Raw genomic sequence first — 15,045 nt, 5'->3', positions numbered from 1 at the left:
CTTATCAAATAGTCGTCGTCTGTTCACTTATTTTTTTGTATAAGACAGACATATCCTTTTCGCCATATCCGTTCTTTTCGGCTTCTTCGTAAAGGTCAAAGAGGATTTTGCTCACCGGCAGGTCCACCTTGTTCTTTTTAGCTAAATCCAGTGCAAAGCCAAGGTCTTTGAGCAGCAACTTCAAAGAAAAGCCTGGTTCATAGTGATCATCCGCTATAAAACTTTTATAGTTGCGCTCATAAATACGGCTCTGCCCATAACTAACGTTCAGCATCTCAAACAATTGATCAAGATCTAGATTGCTTATTTTTGCAAGATGCAGAGCTTCGCTAACACCGGCTGTATAAAATCCTATCAAGAGGTTGTTGATCAACTTCGTGTTCGTACCGCTGTCGATGTTCTCGTTTACGTGAAAAATATTCTCGCCCATTGCCTTAAAAACAGGCACTGCCTCATCGAAAGCGGACTTCGCACCGCCTACCATAAAGGTTAGCGTCCGGTTGACCGCCCCTATTACACCGCCGCTGACAGGTGCCGCAAGAAAAGCAACACCTTTATTCCTGGCTGCCTCTTCAATTCGTTGATTCAGTTCAGGAGCGACCGTACTCGTATCGATCAGCAGGATGCCGGGTTCAGCCAGGCTTACGAGCCCCTTTTCCCCTAGAAAAACCTTCTCTGCTGCGTTTGATGAAGGAAGGCTTGTGAGGATCACATCACAGAGTTCAACCATCTTTTCAACCGATATGCCGATCGTTCCTCCTGCTTGATGAAAGGAGATCTCAGCTTCTTTGTTCAGATCCATTCCATACACAGTAAAGTTTGACAGAAGCAAGTTTTGCGACATAGGAAGACCCATGTTTCCCAATCCGATAAACCCGATTTTTTTCACAAGACGTCACTCCGTTCACACAATATATTTTTCATGATCGGCTATTCTTTCTGCGATTTCGCGTTTTTGAGTAAACAGGTTGCTGAAGAGGGGCAAAGGAAGGCTGCGAATCTCTTCCAATACGAGTTTTCTTTCGGCCTCATCTGATACGACCCCCGATAAAACGGACACCGCCATCTCTTCAATTCTGCGGAAGCTTTCTTCACAAATGACGTTCGTCATCATCTCTTTCAACCGTTCTTTTTCTTTCCCGTTCTTTTGTATCGCTTTTTTCGTCCGAATGTCAACGGATTCCAACACATAGATTTCTTTCTTCATGTCGGCGAGCAGCCGCGAGTATTCTTGCTCCTGCTGAATGTTAACGCCAGAGTTTGTCAGCGCTTTCAAAGATTTGTTGAGAAGCCACTTAGACAGCTGAATGAATTGCTTGTTTCGGTTTTCTTGCTTGCTTAATTGAGTTTCAAGCCTTATGCCACCGTTTTGATCCGCTTTTTTCATCAAAAGTTTGGCGATCGTCAGACGGTTTATTTCGTTTGTACCTTCGAAAATCCGGTTGATCCGTACATCTCGGTACAATCGTTCCACTTCATACTCCTGCATGTATCCGTAGCCGCCGTGGATCTGTACCGCTTCATCTACGATCCGGCCAAGTACATCGGAGCAGTTTACTTTATTGATCGCACATTCGGATGCATAGGTTGCTAGTTCTCTCAATCTATCGTCTAATGGATCAGCGCAATCAAAAACATTGTCCAAGCTGCCTGCCGTCCTGTAGGCGGCGCTTTCCGCTCCATAAATCGAAATCGCCATATCCGCAATCTTCTCTTGAATCATGGAAAAACTGATGATCGGCCTGTTAAACTGTTTACGCTGTTTGGCGTAGTTCACGGCAAGCTTCAATGCTTGTTTCGATGTTCCAATGTTCGAAAACGCCAGCTTTAATCGCGCCATGTTTAAAATGTTCAAGGCCACGCGATGCCCTTTTCCGACTTCCCCCAGAACATTCTCTATTGGAATGCTGACCTCTTCCAAGATTAAGGTTGCTGTCGAAGATCCTTTTATCCCCATCTTCTTCTCTTCAGGCCCGACCGAAACGCCTTCGAACGACCGCTCGACGATAAATGCGGTCATGCCTTCAGTCGTTTTCGCAAAGACAACATAGACATCAGCCACTTGCGCGTTCGTAATCCACTGTTTTTCACCATTTAAAATCCAGGCTGTTCCTTCCTCGTTCAAGACGGCCGTCGTTTTTGCGTTTAAAGCGTCTGATCCTGCGCTAGGCTCTGTTAGGGCATACGCTCCGATCCATTCTCCCGCAGCGAGCTTCGGAAGGTATTTATGTTTTTGTTCTTCTGTTCCATAATAAACGTATGGCAATGTCCCTACACCCGCATGAATATTAAAGGAGACGCTGAACGATCCGCCAGCTCCCATCTTTTCGGCTACAAGCCCTGAAAGCTTCTTGTTTAGAGACAGTCCGCCATATTCTTCTGGAACTTCGATACCGAGTAAGCCGAGCGCTCCCGCTTCTTGAAACAATTTCTTTACGTTCTCGTGATCATGCTGATCAATCGATTCAATAAGGGGTGTTACTTCGTTTTTGACAAATAATTCTGTGGTTTTTAAAATAAGTTGATCTTCCTCATTAAAATCTTCCGGTGTAAATACTTCAGCAGCCGATTCATGATGAGAAATGAAGGGTTCATTCCATCTAAGCTCTTCTTTACCCATCGCTTTCCTCCTCGCTTTCACTCATGAATATGAACTGTGATAAAAAAGCGATGAATCCGATCACATCTCTTTCTTGATACGAATCATCGCCTTCTTTTCTCATGGTGTGTTTTTTGCCTTATGTTCTTCGTTAAGAATTGTTTTTTGCCATTTCTTTATCCGGATTTTTATCGTGTCATATAGCTTACTTCTCGTTTGCCTATCCTTTATTGCTTCTTTTTGTGTTGAACCATTCGTTCATAGGCTTTTGCTGCTGCCCGGGAAGGATGTCCTCGGATAGATGACCATCTGAAAGCCAAAGTCCTGAAATTCTTCAGCGGATTTCGAGCGACTCAGGGAAGATCGCGACTCTCTGGCGCGTTTATGAAATACCTGCAGAGCTTTTGAAAACATTCATATTCGATAAACACCATCTAACCACCGGGAAAATTTCTCTTTATCTTTCAATCATTCTTCCTTCCATTTCCCGAAAGCCCTTCAATTATTTTTTTGTAAGCCCTTTCAATAATGTTCGAAAAAACTTCTTCTTTTCACTCATTCCTGTCCGCCTCATAATTTCTTGCAACTGCTGCTCATAATAGGAGGCAGCGTAAGTTAATTTTCACCACTAAAGTTGTTCATGATGCACGCAATCGGTATCATACTCAACTGTTCCAAACAAAGAAGTCTTCTCGAACCTTCCCATCTTCGTGCTGGTAAAGACAGCTGCTGTTTCGAATCGCTCCCAAATACAGTTGCTGGACATCGGCGGGATCTAACAGAACTTCCCTTTTGAGCAAATGATTTCTGCACGTATTTAGCTTTCAAATCAATCATAACAAATATATGGAAAATTCCCAAATGTTTTGTGGTTGATTTCATTTTACTTTTAAAGGCTTGGTTATATTCTTCCCCAAATATTGCACCGGATGATGGCTGCATCGGTCCCTCATTTTATGAAGTACAAAGGCGCGCGGACTGCAAATATATTGTCGCAGCAATCGGAAGCGGCGGCGTAATTGGGCTGGCTCTTTTATTTGAGGCCTTAGTTTAAATCTTTTTTCGGTTTTCTAGTATAATAAACATATATCGAATCAACAACCGACACATCGAAAGGTGGGATTTTTATGACAGCCGTTTGTTTAGTCAGGCATGGAGAAACAGATTGGAACGCCCAAAAAAAATTGCAGGGCAGCACTGACATTCCTTTAAACGCAGCGGGAGAGCGTCAGGCCAAAGAAACAGGAGAGTATTTAAAGGACTTTAATTGGGATATCATTGTGACAAGCCCAATGAAACGAGCGAAAAAAACAGCAGAAATCATAAATGAATATTTGCACCTTCCCATTGCAGTGATGGAGGATTTCAAAGAGCGGGACTATGGCGATGCGGAAGGCATGTCACTTGAAGAGCGGAGAAAACGCTATCCAGATAAAAACTATCCGAATATGGAGACTTTAGAAGACTTAACAGCCAGGCTGATGGAGGGTTTAGTAAAGGTGAATCACGCGTACCCAAACCAAAAGGTATTGATTGTCGCTCACGGCGTGGCGATTCACGCCCTTTTGTCAGAAATATCCGCCGGAGAAATCAACCTTGAAAACACAAGGCTTGTTAATGCATGCTTAAGCAACATTCAATATATTGAAGACAAATGGCATGTGAAGGATTACAACCTGAGCAGCCATTTATCTTCTTATATATAAAATAAAGACAGGCTTATATCGCCTGTCTTTACCTTTTCTTCCTCCGATTTGACGCTCTCCATAATTGATATAGAAAAAATGGCCCGCCCACAACAGCGACAATTAAACCGGCGGGAATTTCAATTGGCGGAATCAGCCCTCTGCCAATAGCATCGGCCGTTAATAAAATAATGGCCCCGATTAGAGCGGAGATAGGGATTAATTGTTTAGAATAAAAGCCGCCCAGCTTCCTGGCGATATGAGGCGTCATCAAGCCGATAAACCCGATGGTCCCCACTGCCGACACTGCCGCCGCGGTTAAAAAAACGGTGATGGCGAGCAAAAGAAGCCGGGTTTTTTCAAGACTGACACCTAAGCCTTTCGCGATATCATCTCCCGATTTTATCAAGTCCATCGGTCCAGCCAGAAACAAAGCAAGAGGAATCAGAATGACGGCCCATATCAACAGAGAAAGGACATCGTCCCATTCCCTTCCCCATAAACTGCCGCTCAGCCAAACCAACGCACTGTTTACATTAGGGCTTATTCTGGAAATCAAAAGCTGGATGCCTGAATGGCAAAACGCGCTTACGGCACAGCCGACCAGCGCTAATCGCACGGGAGATATTCCCTCGCGATACGCAAGCAAATAGACAAATACAGCCGCAGCCACACTGCCGCTAAAAGCCGCTCCTGCTAAAATAAATGAGTGTGCCCCCGGAAGCAAAATCGTGACAATTGCCGCCCCAAGTCCGGCACCGCCTGTTAGCCCCAGAGTGTCCGGTGCGGCCAAAGGATTCCGCATTACCGATTGGGCAATGACGCCGCTGACCGCAAGCGCAGCGCCTGCAAGCACCGCCAAGGCGATTCTGGGCAGCCTAAATTCGAATAACGTAAACTGTATACCCGGGTCTCCCACTCCGACAAGAGCCTTTATGATGTCCGCAAACGCAATCGGCGTATCGCCAATTCTCAAATTAAAAAGAATAAGCAGGACAAGCAGGATGGTAAGCAGCGTAATGATTCCCCAAGTTTTTTTAGCTGTATTTTTTTTCATCTGTCAGTTCCCTCTTTTCTCTTCCTCGCTAAATAAATAAAGAAAGGCGATCCGATAAAAGCGGTTACCACACCGACAGGCGTTTCATAAGGAAAATACACAAATCTGGAGGAAATATCCGCAAACAGCAGGAGAGAAGCGCCGAGCAAAGCGGACAAGGGAATAACGACCCGATAATCAGCTCCGGCCATATAACGAACCATATGCGGGACCATTAAACCGATAAACCCGATAGGTCCCGCTACCGAAACAGAACCCCCTGCCAAAGCGATGACGGTTAATCCGATCAACACTCGGCTGAACCATACCTTCTGCCCAAGAGCTTTAGATACGTCTTCGCCAAGACTTAATACAGATGCCGTTCTCCCCAGCAGCACCGCAACAAGCAACGCAGTCACGCTCACTGGAATCAAGAAGGCTATTTTTTCCCAACTGCTTCCTGAAAGAGAACCCGCAAGCCAAAATAAAATGGTTTCTGTATTTTCTTCATTAAAGATCAATAACATCTGGGTAATAGAGGCTAAAATCGCCTGAATGACGATGCCCGTCAGCGCAAAGCCAATCTCTTTTTGACCTTCATTAAAAAAAGAAGAAACAGCATAAACCGCCAAAACTGACGCGCCCCCGCCCATGAAAGCTCCAATCATTGTAAAATGAAGCGGGACGGCTGCCGGAAAGACCACAAGAAGCAAGACGACCGCGGCTGACGCGCCCGCATTTATACCAAAAATCCCCGGGGACGCCAGCGCATTTCTGGTCATCGCCTGCATCAGCGCGCCCGCGGCGCCCAGATTTGCACCGATGAAAGCAGCCTCAATGGCACGCGGAATCCGAATCGACAGGATAATAGAATGAAGCTTTGACCCATCGTCATGAAATACCGCATCAATGATGTCTGGCATAGGAATATAGGAAGAACCTGCGGAAATGGATAGCGTAAAGCTTAAAAGCAGCAAAGCAATCAGAAACGCCGCAAGCAGCGCATACTTTCTCCGGCTTCTCGTCCCTTCTTTCTGCTGAGAAACAGAGCGCATGTTGTGTTCAGTCCTCTCTCAAAAATGAAATAAACAACATCAAATGCCCCGGCGAACCAAAGCATTTGATATTGTTTTAGGATGGAAGCATATTTTTTTCGATCTCATCTAAAATAGCATCAGCCCCGTCAACACTGCGGCGAAGTGACCACACCGCCCGATCAACGTGATAGACGTGTCCGTTTTTCACCGCAGACAGCTTCTTCCACAGAGGGTCTTTTTCGATCGGCCGTTTGCCGTCTTGATCTACATTGTCTGTTTTCCCTGTCATTAAAACAATAACATCAGGATCTGTATCCAAAAGCTGCTCAAGCGTCATCTTCATATTAACGGATTCTCCGTTGCTTGTTTTGCTGTTGTCAGATTTATTGATCGCGTATCTGTAACCGACTTGGGCCAGCAGACGCGAAGTGAAAAAGTTTTCATCTCTTGCGGTAATTGCGTCATTGGTATTCCCGATTAAGAGAACAGACTCTCCCTGAGCTCCAATCTTTCTTTTTACATTGCTCAGCTTTTCTTCATGCGCTGTCAGCTGTTTCTCCATCTCGCTCTCTTTTCCCACTGCCTTTGCAATTGTCAGAGAAGCATCAAGCGTATCCTGGTAATCTGCGTTTAAATTTTCCAAAGCAATCGTTGGCGCGATTTTTTGGAGCTGCTCGTACACTCCGCTGTGCCGGCTAGAATCAGCAATGATTAAATCTGGTTTTAATGAAGCGATTTTTTCCATGCTGGGCTGCGACCGGGTGCCGACTGACGTGTAGCCGTTAATTTTTTTCAGCACATCCTTGTTAATCAGCTGCTTCGCTTTATTATCATCCGCCACACCGACGGGTTTAATGCCGAGGTCTAATAATGTATCGATAAAGCCTAATTCAAGAACAACAACCCGTTTTGGGTTTTTGGCGACTTTTGTTTTTCCTAAATCATGTTTGATTGTAATCTGCTCTTCAGCACTTTTTTTATTGCCTGCTGAAGAAGAGCATGCCGCTGCGGTCACAGCGAGTATGACAACTGTAAGAATTGTCAGTATTTTCTTCATAGCTTTCAACTCTCTCCTGTTTGTTCTATTGTTTTCTTCTATAGGGCAATACCCATGAAATATTATAGCATGGACGAAACAAATAACAATGATAATCATTATCAACAATTGCTTTTATTACTTATTTAAATAGATTCAACAATAAAAAAAGGCCCCTCGCGAGAGACCTTTCTTTATTATAGTTCCACAATGACTCTTCCTTGAATTTTATTTTCCAAAATATCGTTCAATGCATCAGGCACTTCCTGTAACGATATCTCTTTGTCGACTATATTCAGCAGATGATCAGGCTTTAAGTCTCCAGCCATTCGCTGCCAAACTGCTTTTCTCGTTTCCATCGGACAGTAAACTGAATCGATTCCCAGCAGATTCACTCCGCGGAGAATAAACGGAAATACCGTCGCAGGAACCTCTCCTCCGCCCGTCAATCCGCTGACAGCGACAGAGCCGCCATATTGAATCTTGCTTAAAAGTGAAGCAAGCTGTTTTCCGCCGACAGGATCGACAGCTCCCTGCCATTGCTGCTTAGATAACACCTTCAGCTTGCCGTCATAGACGTCTTCCCGGCTGATCACTTCATTTGCCCCCAGCTGTTTAAGGTAATCAGCAGCGGCTTGATTTCCGGTGCTCGCAACGACATGATATCCCCGCTGACTCAGGATGGAAATGGCAATGCCTCCTACGCCTCCGGTTGCCCCTGTGACAAGTACACTGCCCTTTTCCGGGGACAGTCCGTTTTCTTCAAGGCGGTGGACGGACAATGCGGCGGTAAAGCCCGCTGTTCCGTAAACCATCGCTTCTTTTTGGGAGAGTTGCTTAGGCAAAGAGACAAGCCAATCTCCGGGAACAGATACATACTCGCTCAACCCGCCATGACGGGAGACACCGAGTTCATAGCTTGTCGCAATGACTTCATCTCCCTCTTGAAACCGGGAATCATTTGAAGATACGACAGTACCCGCCGCATCAATCCCCAGAATAAGCGGATATTCTCTGACAACATTTCCGCCCGCTTTGCCGGCCAGCCCGTCCTTATAGTTTATTCCTGAAAAGGCGGTTTTGATCAGAACGCCGTCTGGCGGCAAATCTTCATCCGTCATAGTTGTCACTTTTACTGATACATCATCACCGTGTTTTTCTGCAAGCACGGCTTGAAAAGATTTGGTCATACGGCACACTCCTTTTTAGCTTCTATCGTACCGAAATGCCTTCGAAAAACCAAATCATTCAGCTTCGTTTTTTATGTCGTCTGCACCTTGCAGATGTAATGGATAAAATCGGTATCCTCTTCATAGCCGTTCTGCTCATATAAACTTCTTGCAGCATGATTGTCCGTAGCGGTTTGAAGCGACAGCGACTTCGCTCCATTTTGTGCTGCAAACTCCTTCGCAGCCGCCAAAAGCTTTTGGCCGGCTCCTTTTTTTCGGGCATGTTCGGCAACAAATAAATCATTCAATATGTAAGTTCTTTTCATCGCCACGGATGAAAAAACTGGATAGAGCTGGGCAAATCCAAGATATTCACCATTTTCCGCTGCCGTAAAGATAACAGATTCTCCATTTTTTAAACGTGTTTTCAAAAACGTCTCTGCCCCGTCCAGATCTTGCGCTTGGCGATAAAACTCCCGGTATTTATTAAAAAGCGGTGTGATTCCTTTGATATCCTTCAGTTCTGCTTGATAAATGTTCATCATTTATTCTCCCTTTCTATAAGATTCAGATGAACCTATTTTACATTAATCAGAATTTTTTATACAAATTATTTTGTTATGCATACAGTGATAGAATATCAAAATAGTATTCGTTTCTTCTTGTCATTTGACAGGCAGGTCATTTGCACTGATTTTCTTGTTCGGAAAAATAAGAGATTCAGGAGATTCTGCCTGATTTCATCAGAAATTTCTACACCATGATCATTTACTCATGCCAATTTTCATTTTTTCTTCAATATTTTTAGATCTTTCGAGTCTCTACTGAAATAACGAGAGATGATATACCTAAATAGAATTAAAACGCTCGTAAAAAAATGGGTCTACTAAAAAACGCTTCCATCTATTACAATAAATTTACAGAATAATCCCAAAGATAGGATTATTCTAAATTCGGTATAAGGAGAGGGTAAAGAGTGAGAAGCAGGAAATTATGGATCGGCTTGTTGTTTGCATTCACTTTAGTCTTTACGATGGCGTTCAGCAGTATGTCCCCGGCTCAGGCTGCAGGAAAAAGCAGTGAAGAAAAGAAGTATATTGTCGGATTTAAACAGACAATGGGGGCAATGAGCGCCGCAGCGAAAAAAGATGTCATTGCTGAAAACGGCGGAAAATTACAGAAACAGTTCAAGTATGTAGATGCGGCGACAGCGACTTTAGACAAAGAGGCTGTAAAAGAGCTGAAAAATGATCCAAGCATCGCATACGTGGAAGAAGATCACACAGCTCACGCATTAGCTCAGTCAGTACCTTATGGCATCTCCCAAATCAAAGCGCCTGCTGTACATTCCCAGGGCTACACCGGCTCTAACGTTAAAGTCGCTGTAATCGACAGCGGCATCGACTCTTCTCATCCTGATTTAAAAGTCAGCGGCGGAGCAAGCTTTGTCCCGTCTGAGCCAAACCCTTTCCAAGATGGAAATTCACACGGAACTCACGTTGCCGGAACTGTTGCAGCGCTTAATAACTCAGTTGGTGTACTTGGTGTCGCGCCAAGCGCATCCCTATATGCTGTAAAAGTTCTTTCTTCTTCAGGAAGCGGTGATTACAGCTGGATTATTAACGGAATCGAATGGGCAATTTCCAACAACATGGACGTCATTAATATGAGCCTTGGCGGACCACAAGGTTCAACAGCTTTAAAAGCAGTTGTAGATAAAGCTGTTTCTCAAGGAATCGTTGTAGTGGCTGCAGCCGGAAACAGCGGTTCATCAGGAAGCACAAGCACAGTCGGCTATCCTGCGAAATACCCTTCTGTCATTGCGGTTGGCGCGGTGGACAGCAATAACCAAAGAGCATCTTTCTCCAGCGCAGGCTCTGAGCTAGATGTCATGGCACCGGGCGTTTCAATTCAAAGCACACTTCCGGGAAGCAGCTACGGTTCTTACAACGGAACATCAATGGCTTCTCCGCATGTTGCCGGAGCCGCTGCATTGGTTCTTTCTAAGCACCCTAACTGGACAAACTCTCAAGTCCGCAACAGTTTAGAAAGCACTGCCACTAACCTTGGAAACTCTTTCTACTACGGAAAAGGCTTAATCAACGTTCAGGCAGCAGCGCAATAAGCAAAAAAAGAGAAGCAGGTTCATGCCTGCTTCTCTTTTTTATTGATCAGAATCTGGCTTGGATGTCGGGTCCTCTTCGGTTTTCTCGTTTGTTTCCGCATGCTCAATCCGCTCCATAATAGAAGGGTGGCTATTTCTGAACAACTTGACTAAAAGCGGCGGATTGACTTGGGTGAGCCCCGTTACAGCTAAATCCTGAAACGTATCGACAGCAGCTTCCCGGTCTCTAGTCAGCTCCATCCCATATTGATCAGCAGCATTCTCCTGATAGCGGGAAACCGCATTTGAAAAAGGCGTTGACGCAAATGTCAGCACGGAAATCAGCAGAAGCAGCAAAGGAAGAGCCGCTATATCCCCTTTTCCATTGATATGAAGCATTGCGCCGAAAGTACGGACAACCTGCCTGTAAATTTTATCAATCACATACAATCCCGTTAGCGACAGCAGCAAATAGCCAGCCAGTCCGATATAAACATGCTTCATGACGTAGTGGCCCATTTCATGCCCCATAATAAACAAAATTTCAGAATCGTTCAGTTTGTTGAGCGTCGTATCCCACAGAACGATCCGTTTATTGGCCCCGATCCCTGTCACATAAGCGTTCAGCGCATTTGTTTTTTCCGACATATTGACTTCGTACACGTGATCTGCCGGAATATCAGCTTCGTTCGCCAAGGCTAAAATTTTGCTTTCCAGCTCTTTGTTCTGCAACGGGTAAAAATCGTTATATAGAGGATCAATGACAACGGGCTGTAAAAAGAACAAAAACAGGGTAAACGGCACGGTTAAACACCATGCATAAAGCCACCATCTTTTTTCATGCTTTGAGATGAGCCAGTAAAACACAAGCACACAGACTGTAAACAGCGGAAAACCGATCCAAAAATCAATGATTTGGTCTTTTGCCCAACTGGCCGCTGTTTGTGTCGAAATGTTATAGTCAAGAGCCACCTGATAGCCGATCCAGTCTAATGGCAAAGTGACTGCTGCGACGATGAGAGACAGAACAAACACAAAACCGGCCACCTGCAAAAACTGAAATCGCACAGCCGTTACCATCCACTGCTTAATTTTCTTCGAAATGCCGGTAATTAATAGAATAAAAAATAAAAACCAATCAAGCGGAATGCCGATAAAAAATAAAAAGTTCTTTATGTTTGAATATTGTTCCGCGACCGCCAGTTGAGACGGCTTCATAAACGAGGCAGGATCAGCTTCCGTTCCTCTTACAGCTTCAGGCACAGCGGCATCGCCCGTCATAAAGAGGTACCAATAAATAAAAAGGCCGTATAACACATAAACAAGGCCCGCTCCCGCAATCCATTTGCGCATCGTTGTCTCACCCCTTACATCACTAACTTTACTTCTATTGTAATCATTTTTTTAGATTCTTAGAACCAAGCCCTTTGTTTCTCCCATGACTGCCAAATGTATAATCAACCTCACACAGCTTCAATCATTTGTCAATTTTTTCTCAATATATGGGGATGGAAAGCTTTACTGCTGGGGAAACTATGAAATGTTTGGAGTGATGTGCATGAAAAAAATAGTGGCGGTCATCGTCGTTCTCGGTCTTTTGCTTGTTGCTTTTTTCTATCTGTACAGCCGATCAGGAGACGTTTTTCAATCGGTCAACGCGGATTTGATTACGTTGTCTTCGGACGAAAATGAAGATATCGAAATTGAAAGAAGACAGCATGTAAAAGATATGCTGGACATCATGAACCAGGGAAAACAAATAAAGACAGACAAACAGTCAAATCCTGACTATGAAGGAACGGTGAAGTTCCATGAAGATCGCTTTGATTCATTCAGCTTATGGTTCGATGATAATAAACAGGCTGTCTTTTTACATGAAGGAACGTATTACAAATTAACCCGAAACGATACGAAGGCTTTGCAAACCATTATCAAAAAAGAAGCAAAAGATTGACCGTTCACCGCAGCATGAAAAAGCGAAGCCCTTTTGGCTTCGCATTTTTTGTATGTCATTTAGGCAGGGTATCCCTCAGCGCCCTTCTTAAAATCTTCCCTGTCGCGTTTTTAGGAATTTCCTCAAGAAAGATAATCGCGGCGGGACGTTTATATTTGGCAAGATGCTTTTCACAATGCTGCATAATCTCTTCTTCCGTTAAAGAAAGCCGTTTTGGCACAATATAGCAATTGACCGCCTCCCCGCTTTTCGCATCAGGCACGCCGATCACAACAGCTTCTTTGACATCTTCATGGCTGTACAGCACCTCTTCTACCTCGCGAGGATACACATTGTACCCGCCGACAATAATCATGTCCTTTTTACGGTCCACAATGTAAAAGTAGCCATCCTCATCACGTCTGGCCAAATCCCCAGTATACAGCCATCCGTCTTTTAACGCATGCTTCGTCTCGATCGGCATCTTGTAATAGCCCTTCATTACATTGGGGCCTTTTACGATCAGCTCCCCAACCTGATGATCCGGCAGCTCACGGCCGAGAGGATCGACGACTTTATTTTCTACGTGTAAGATGTTTGTCCCAATGGAGCCCGGCTTCCTCCCTCTGTCAAACGGATTAAAGCAGGTGACCGGAGAAGCTTCGGAAAGCCCGTACCCTTCTAAAATGGCAACGGAGAATTTTTCTTCAAAAGCGTTTAATAGAGCGACCGGCATTGAAGCGCCGCCTGAGATGCATAATCTGATAGAAGCAAAATCATCGGGAGAACCTTTTTCATACTGATATAAGTAGTTATACATCGTCGGAACGCCGGCAAATATGGTCGCCTCCCGGTCTTTAACCAGCTTAAAAATAGCCGCCGGGCTGAATTGAGGCTCAATCAGCACACAAGCTCCGCTCATAAGCGGTGCGTTCATACAGACGGTTAAGCAAAACACGTGAAACATCGGCAACGCGGCGACAATTTTGTCTCTCTCATCCATTCCCAGATAACCGGCGACATCATTTGCATTAGAGTATAAATTTTGATGGGTCAGCATGGCGCCTTTCGGTTTTCCCGTTGTTCCCGAGGTGTATAAAATAACAGCGGTGTCATCATGAGAGAGCTCCGGGTAGCTTCGGCTCCGATTGATCGGATTCATCATCTTTGTAACCGTTGTCATTTTTGTTTTTACCTGAGGGTCTTCCGCCTCCGGCTCTGCTGTGCTTGTTTGGCTTAAAATCACGTGTTCCACCTTAGGCAAGGCTTCATGCATGCGCTCATACACCGGCAGCAGCTGATCAATACCGACAATCGCTTTCACATCGCTGTTTGTCAGCATATAGCCGATTTCTGTCGGTGTGTATGTCGGGTTAATCGGCACAACCACAATTCCGGCTTTCAGCGCTCCAAAAAACGAGATGACAAAATCAGGTGTATTGCCGAGCAGCAGCGCAAGATGGTCCCCTTTTTCCATCCCTAAATCCTGCAACCCATTGGCAAATCTGAAAATGCTCTCTCTCAGTTCTTCATACGTAATAGACTCGCCGCCAAATATACAAGCGGTTTTGTCAGGCTTCACAGCTGCTGTTTCCTCTAATTTGGAAACCAGATTCATTCTCCCACCCCTTTTGTAAAAAATGAATGAATAGCCATTCATTAAACGAAATAAGCTTTCCCCCTTATTATAGAGAAACAGGAAAAAACACTCAAGAGCAAAAAGCCCCGAGTGTCAGCAAACGCTTATCAATTTTACAAATTTTTCAATGCCTCGGCGATCGGTGTTTCTCCCGCTGTCAGATCGAAGGCTTGATTTTCTGTATTGGATTCGTCTAATGATGCTATGACAGCTGCCGCTACATCGTCGCGGGAGATCGAGCCTCTTTCTACATCAGCGGCTGCGGAAACAAGACCGGTGCCCGCTTCGTTCAGAAGGCCTCCCGGGCGGATAATCGTATATGTTAATCCGCTTGCTTCAAGGATTTTATCTGCGTAATGCTTGGCTGCATAATAAGGTTTTAAAGACTCATTCCAATTTTCACGATTGTGGGCTTGCAGAGCGCTGATCATGATAAACCGCTTGATTCCCGCAATCTCGGCCGCTTCAATTGCTTTTGCCGCTCCGTCGAGATCGATCAATAGTGTTTTATCATGTCCTGTGCTCCCGCCTGAACCCGCTGTAAACACAATCGCATCACAGCCCTTTGCAGCAGCCGCGATTTCTTCCGGGCTTCCTTCTAAGTTAGCAATGACAGCCTCTGTGCCAGATGCTTGAAGCGCCTCTTTTTGCTCTGGTTTTCTGACCATCGCTCTGACCGTATGGGCGCCGTTTTTCTGAAATTGCCCGACAAGCCTTTGCCCGATCTGTCCGTTAGCTCCAATTAAAAACACCTTCATTATGCATATCCCTCCTATCATTTCTTCTTATATTATTTCAAAACTGCTT

14 protein-coding genes and 1 pseudogene are annotated in these 15,045 nt (G+C 44.8%); 4 read left to right on the top strand and 11 right to left on the bottom strand.

Annotated features, from left to right (window positions below; translation table 11 throughout):
- Positions 1 to 4: 4 nt before the first annotated feature.
- The 3 genes from AAHT65_RS12490 to AAHT65_RS12480 form a co-directional block, all read right to left on the bottom strand.
- Positions 5 to 889: an NAD(P)-dependent oxidoreductase gene (locus AAHT65_RS12490; RefSeq protein ID WP_010788152.1), complete on the bottom strand. Its 885-nt coding sequence runs from the start codon at positions 887 to 889 to the stop codon at positions 5 to 7.
- A 15-nt stretch (positions 890 to 904) separates the two neighbouring features.
- Complete coding sequence (locus tag AAHT65_RS12485) at positions 905 to 2,620, bottom strand: acyl-CoA dehydrogenase family protein (protein WP_277714520.1); 1,716 nt, start codon at positions 2,618 to 2,620, stop codon at positions 905 to 907.
- 594 nt (positions 2,621 to 3,214) lie between these two features.
- Positions 3,215 to 3,541: a hypothetical protein gene (locus tag AAHT65_RS12480; protein WP_010788150.1), complete on the bottom strand. Its 327-nt coding sequence runs from the start codon at positions 3,539 to 3,541 to the stop codon at positions 3,215 to 3,217.
- A 10-nt stretch (positions 3,542 to 3,551) separates the two neighbouring features.
- Between AAHT65_RS12480 and AAHT65_RS12475 the strand changes: the two are divergent.
- Together AAHT65_RS12475 and AAHT65_RS12470 are read left to right on the top strand one after the other, a co-directional pair.
- Positions 3,552 to 3,653 (top strand): annotated as a pseudogene (locus AAHT65_RS12475) (hypothetical protein); the annotation flags it as partial.
- Positions 3,654 to 3,726: 73 nt separating this feature from the next.
- Complete coding sequence (locus AAHT65_RS12470) at positions 3,727 to 4,305, top strand: histidine phosphatase family protein (protein ID WP_061571145.1); 579 nt, start codon at positions 3,727 to 3,729, stop codon at positions 4,303 to 4,305.
- A gap of 28 nt (positions 4,306 to 4,333) precedes the next feature.
- Here AAHT65_RS12470 and AAHT65_RS12465 read toward each other — a convergent pair whose 3' ends face one another.
- The 5 genes from AAHT65_RS12465 to AAHT65_RS12445 all read right to left on the bottom strand — a co-directional run bounded on the left by AAHT65_RS12465 (position 4,334) and on the right by AAHT65_RS12445 (position 9,104).
- Positions 4,334 to 5,341 carry a FecCD family ABC transporter permease gene (locus AAHT65_RS12465; protein WP_277714519.1) on the bottom strand — a complete coding sequence of 336 codons (1,008 nt, stop codon included), beginning with the start codon at positions 5,339 to 5,341 and terminating at the stop codon, positions 4,334 to 4,336.
- Positions 5,338 to 6,375: an iron ABC transporter permease gene (locus AAHT65_RS12460; protein WP_343310304.1), complete on the bottom strand. Its 1,038-nt coding sequence runs from the start codon at positions 6,373 to 6,375 to the stop codon at positions 5,338 to 5,340. Before AAHT65_RS12460 ends, AAHT65_RS12465 begins: the two co-directional genes overlap by 4 nt.
- A gap of 76 nt (positions 6,376 to 6,451) precedes the next feature.
- Positions 6,452 to 7,414, bottom strand: coding sequence for an ABC transporter substrate-binding protein (locus AAHT65_RS12455; protein ID WP_343310302.1), 963 nt, complete (start codon positions 7,412 to 7,414; stop codon positions 6,452 to 6,454).
- A 176-nt stretch (positions 7,415 to 7,590) separates the two neighbouring features.
- Positions 7,591 to 8,583, bottom strand: a complete 993-nt coding sequence (locus AAHT65_RS12450) for an acryloyl-CoA reductase (RefSeq protein ID WP_343310301.1) — start codon at positions 8,581 to 8,583, stop codon at positions 7,591 to 7,593.
- A 71-nt stretch (positions 8,584 to 8,654) separates the two neighbouring features.
- The gene (locus AAHT65_RS12445) at positions 8,655 to 9,104 is read right to left on the bottom strand and encodes a GNAT family N-acetyltransferase (RefSeq protein ID WP_343311536.1); all 450 of its coding nucleotides are present in this window, start codon (positions 9,102 to 9,104) and stop codon (positions 8,655 to 8,657) included.
- Positions 9,105 to 9,538: 434 nt separating this feature from the next.
- On the opposite strand from AAHT65_RS12445, the gene AAHT65_RS12440 reads away from it, so the two are divergent.
- Positions 9,539 to 10,687, top strand: coding sequence for a S8 family peptidase (locus tag AAHT65_RS12440; protein ID WP_003327717.1), 1,149 nt, complete (start codon positions 9,539 to 9,541; stop codon positions 10,685 to 10,687).
- 39 nt (positions 10,688 to 10,726) lie between these two features.
- On the opposite strand, the gene AAHT65_RS12435 is transcribed toward AAHT65_RS12440, so the two are convergent.
- Positions 10,727 to 12,019: a M48 family metallopeptidase gene (locus AAHT65_RS12435; protein WP_343310300.1), complete on the bottom strand. Its 1,293-nt coding sequence runs from the start codon at positions 12,017 to 12,019 to the stop codon at positions 10,727 to 10,729.
- Between the two features lie 205 nt (positions 12,020 to 12,224).
- On the opposite strand from AAHT65_RS12435, the gene AAHT65_RS12430 reads away from it, so the two are divergent.
- Positions 12,225 to 12,620 (top strand): hypothetical protein, encoded by a 396-nt coding sequence (locus tag AAHT65_RS12430; RefSeq protein WP_088116861.1) that lies wholly within the window; start codon positions 12,225 to 12,227, stop codon positions 12,618 to 12,620.
- A gap of 55 nt (positions 12,621 to 12,675) precedes the next feature.
- On the opposite strand, the gene AAHT65_RS12425 is transcribed toward AAHT65_RS12430, so the two are convergent.
- Entirely contained in the window at positions 12,676 to 14,217 is a 1,542-nt protein-coding gene (locus tag AAHT65_RS12425; RefSeq protein WP_343310299.1) for a fatty acid--CoA ligase family protein, read from the bottom strand.
- 134 nt (positions 14,218 to 14,351) lie between these two features.
- Complete coding sequence (locus AAHT65_RS12420) at positions 14,352 to 14,996, bottom strand: SDR family oxidoreductase (RefSeq protein ID WP_063637318.1); 645 nt, start codon at positions 14,994 to 14,996, stop codon at positions 14,352 to 14,354.
- Positions 14,997 to 15,045 lie beyond the last annotated feature (49 nt).

It is taken from the genome of Bacillus atrophaeus (assembly GCF_039519175.1).
Taxonomy (GTDB): Bacteria; Bacillota; Bacilli; order Bacillales; family Bacillaceae; genus Bacillus; species Bacillus atrophaeus.
Note: the sequence above shows the minus strand (reverse complement) of the source record. Positions and strands in the feature narration are given on the sequence as shown.

What these genes read in the sequence shown, in the direction of transcription:
- AAHT65_RS12485 (WP_277714520.1), bottom strand. Translation starts at nt 2,620, where the DNA reads ATGGGTAAAGAAGAGCTTAGATGGAATGAACCCTTCATTTCTCATCAT.
- AAHT65_RS12480 (WP_010788150.1), bottom strand. Translation starts at nt 3,541, where the DNA reads ATGCAGCCATCATCCGGTGCAATATTTGGGGAAGAATATAACCAAGCC.
- AAHT65_RS12470 (WP_061571145.1), top strand. Translation starts at nt 3,727, where the DNA reads ATGACAGCCGTTTGTTTAGTCAGGCATGGAGAAACAGATTGGAACGCC.
- AAHT65_RS12465 (WP_277714519.1), bottom strand. Translation starts at nt 5,341, where the DNA reads ATGAAAAAAAATACAGCTAAAAAAACTTGGGGAATCATTACGCTGCTT.
- AAHT65_RS12460 (WP_343310304.1), bottom strand. Translation starts at nt 6,375, where the DNA reads ATGCGCTCTGTTTCTCAGCAGAAAGAAGGGACGAGAAGCCGGAGAAAG.
- AAHT65_RS12455 (WP_343310302.1), bottom strand. Translation starts at nt 7,414, where the DNA reads ATGAAGAAAATACTGACAATTCTTACAGTTGTCATACTCGCTGTGACC.
- AAHT65_RS12450 (WP_343310301.1), bottom strand. Translation starts at nt 8,583, where the DNA reads ATGACCAAATCTTTTCAAGCCGTGCTTGCAGAAAAACACGGTGATGAT.
- AAHT65_RS12445 (WP_343311536.1), bottom strand. Translation starts at nt 9,104, where the DNA reads ATGAACATTTATCAAGCAGAACTGAAGGATATCAAAGGAATCACACCG.
- AAHT65_RS12435 (WP_343310300.1), bottom strand. Translation starts at nt 12,019, where the DNA reads ATGCGCAAATGGATTGCGGGAGCGGGCCTTGTTTATGTGTTATACGGC.
- AAHT65_RS12430 (WP_088116861.1), top strand. Translation starts at nt 12,225, where the DNA reads ATGAAAAAAATAGTGGCGGTCATCGTCGTTCTCGGTCTTTTGCTTGTT.
- AAHT65_RS12425 (WP_343310299.1), bottom strand. Translation starts at nt 14,217, where the DNA reads ATGAATCTGGTTTCCAAATTAGAGGAAACAGCAGCTGTGAAGCCTGAC.
- AAHT65_RS12420 (WP_063637318.1), bottom strand. Translation starts at nt 14,996, where the DNA reads ATGAAGGTGTTTTTAATTGGAGCTAACGGACAGATCGGGCAAAGGCTT.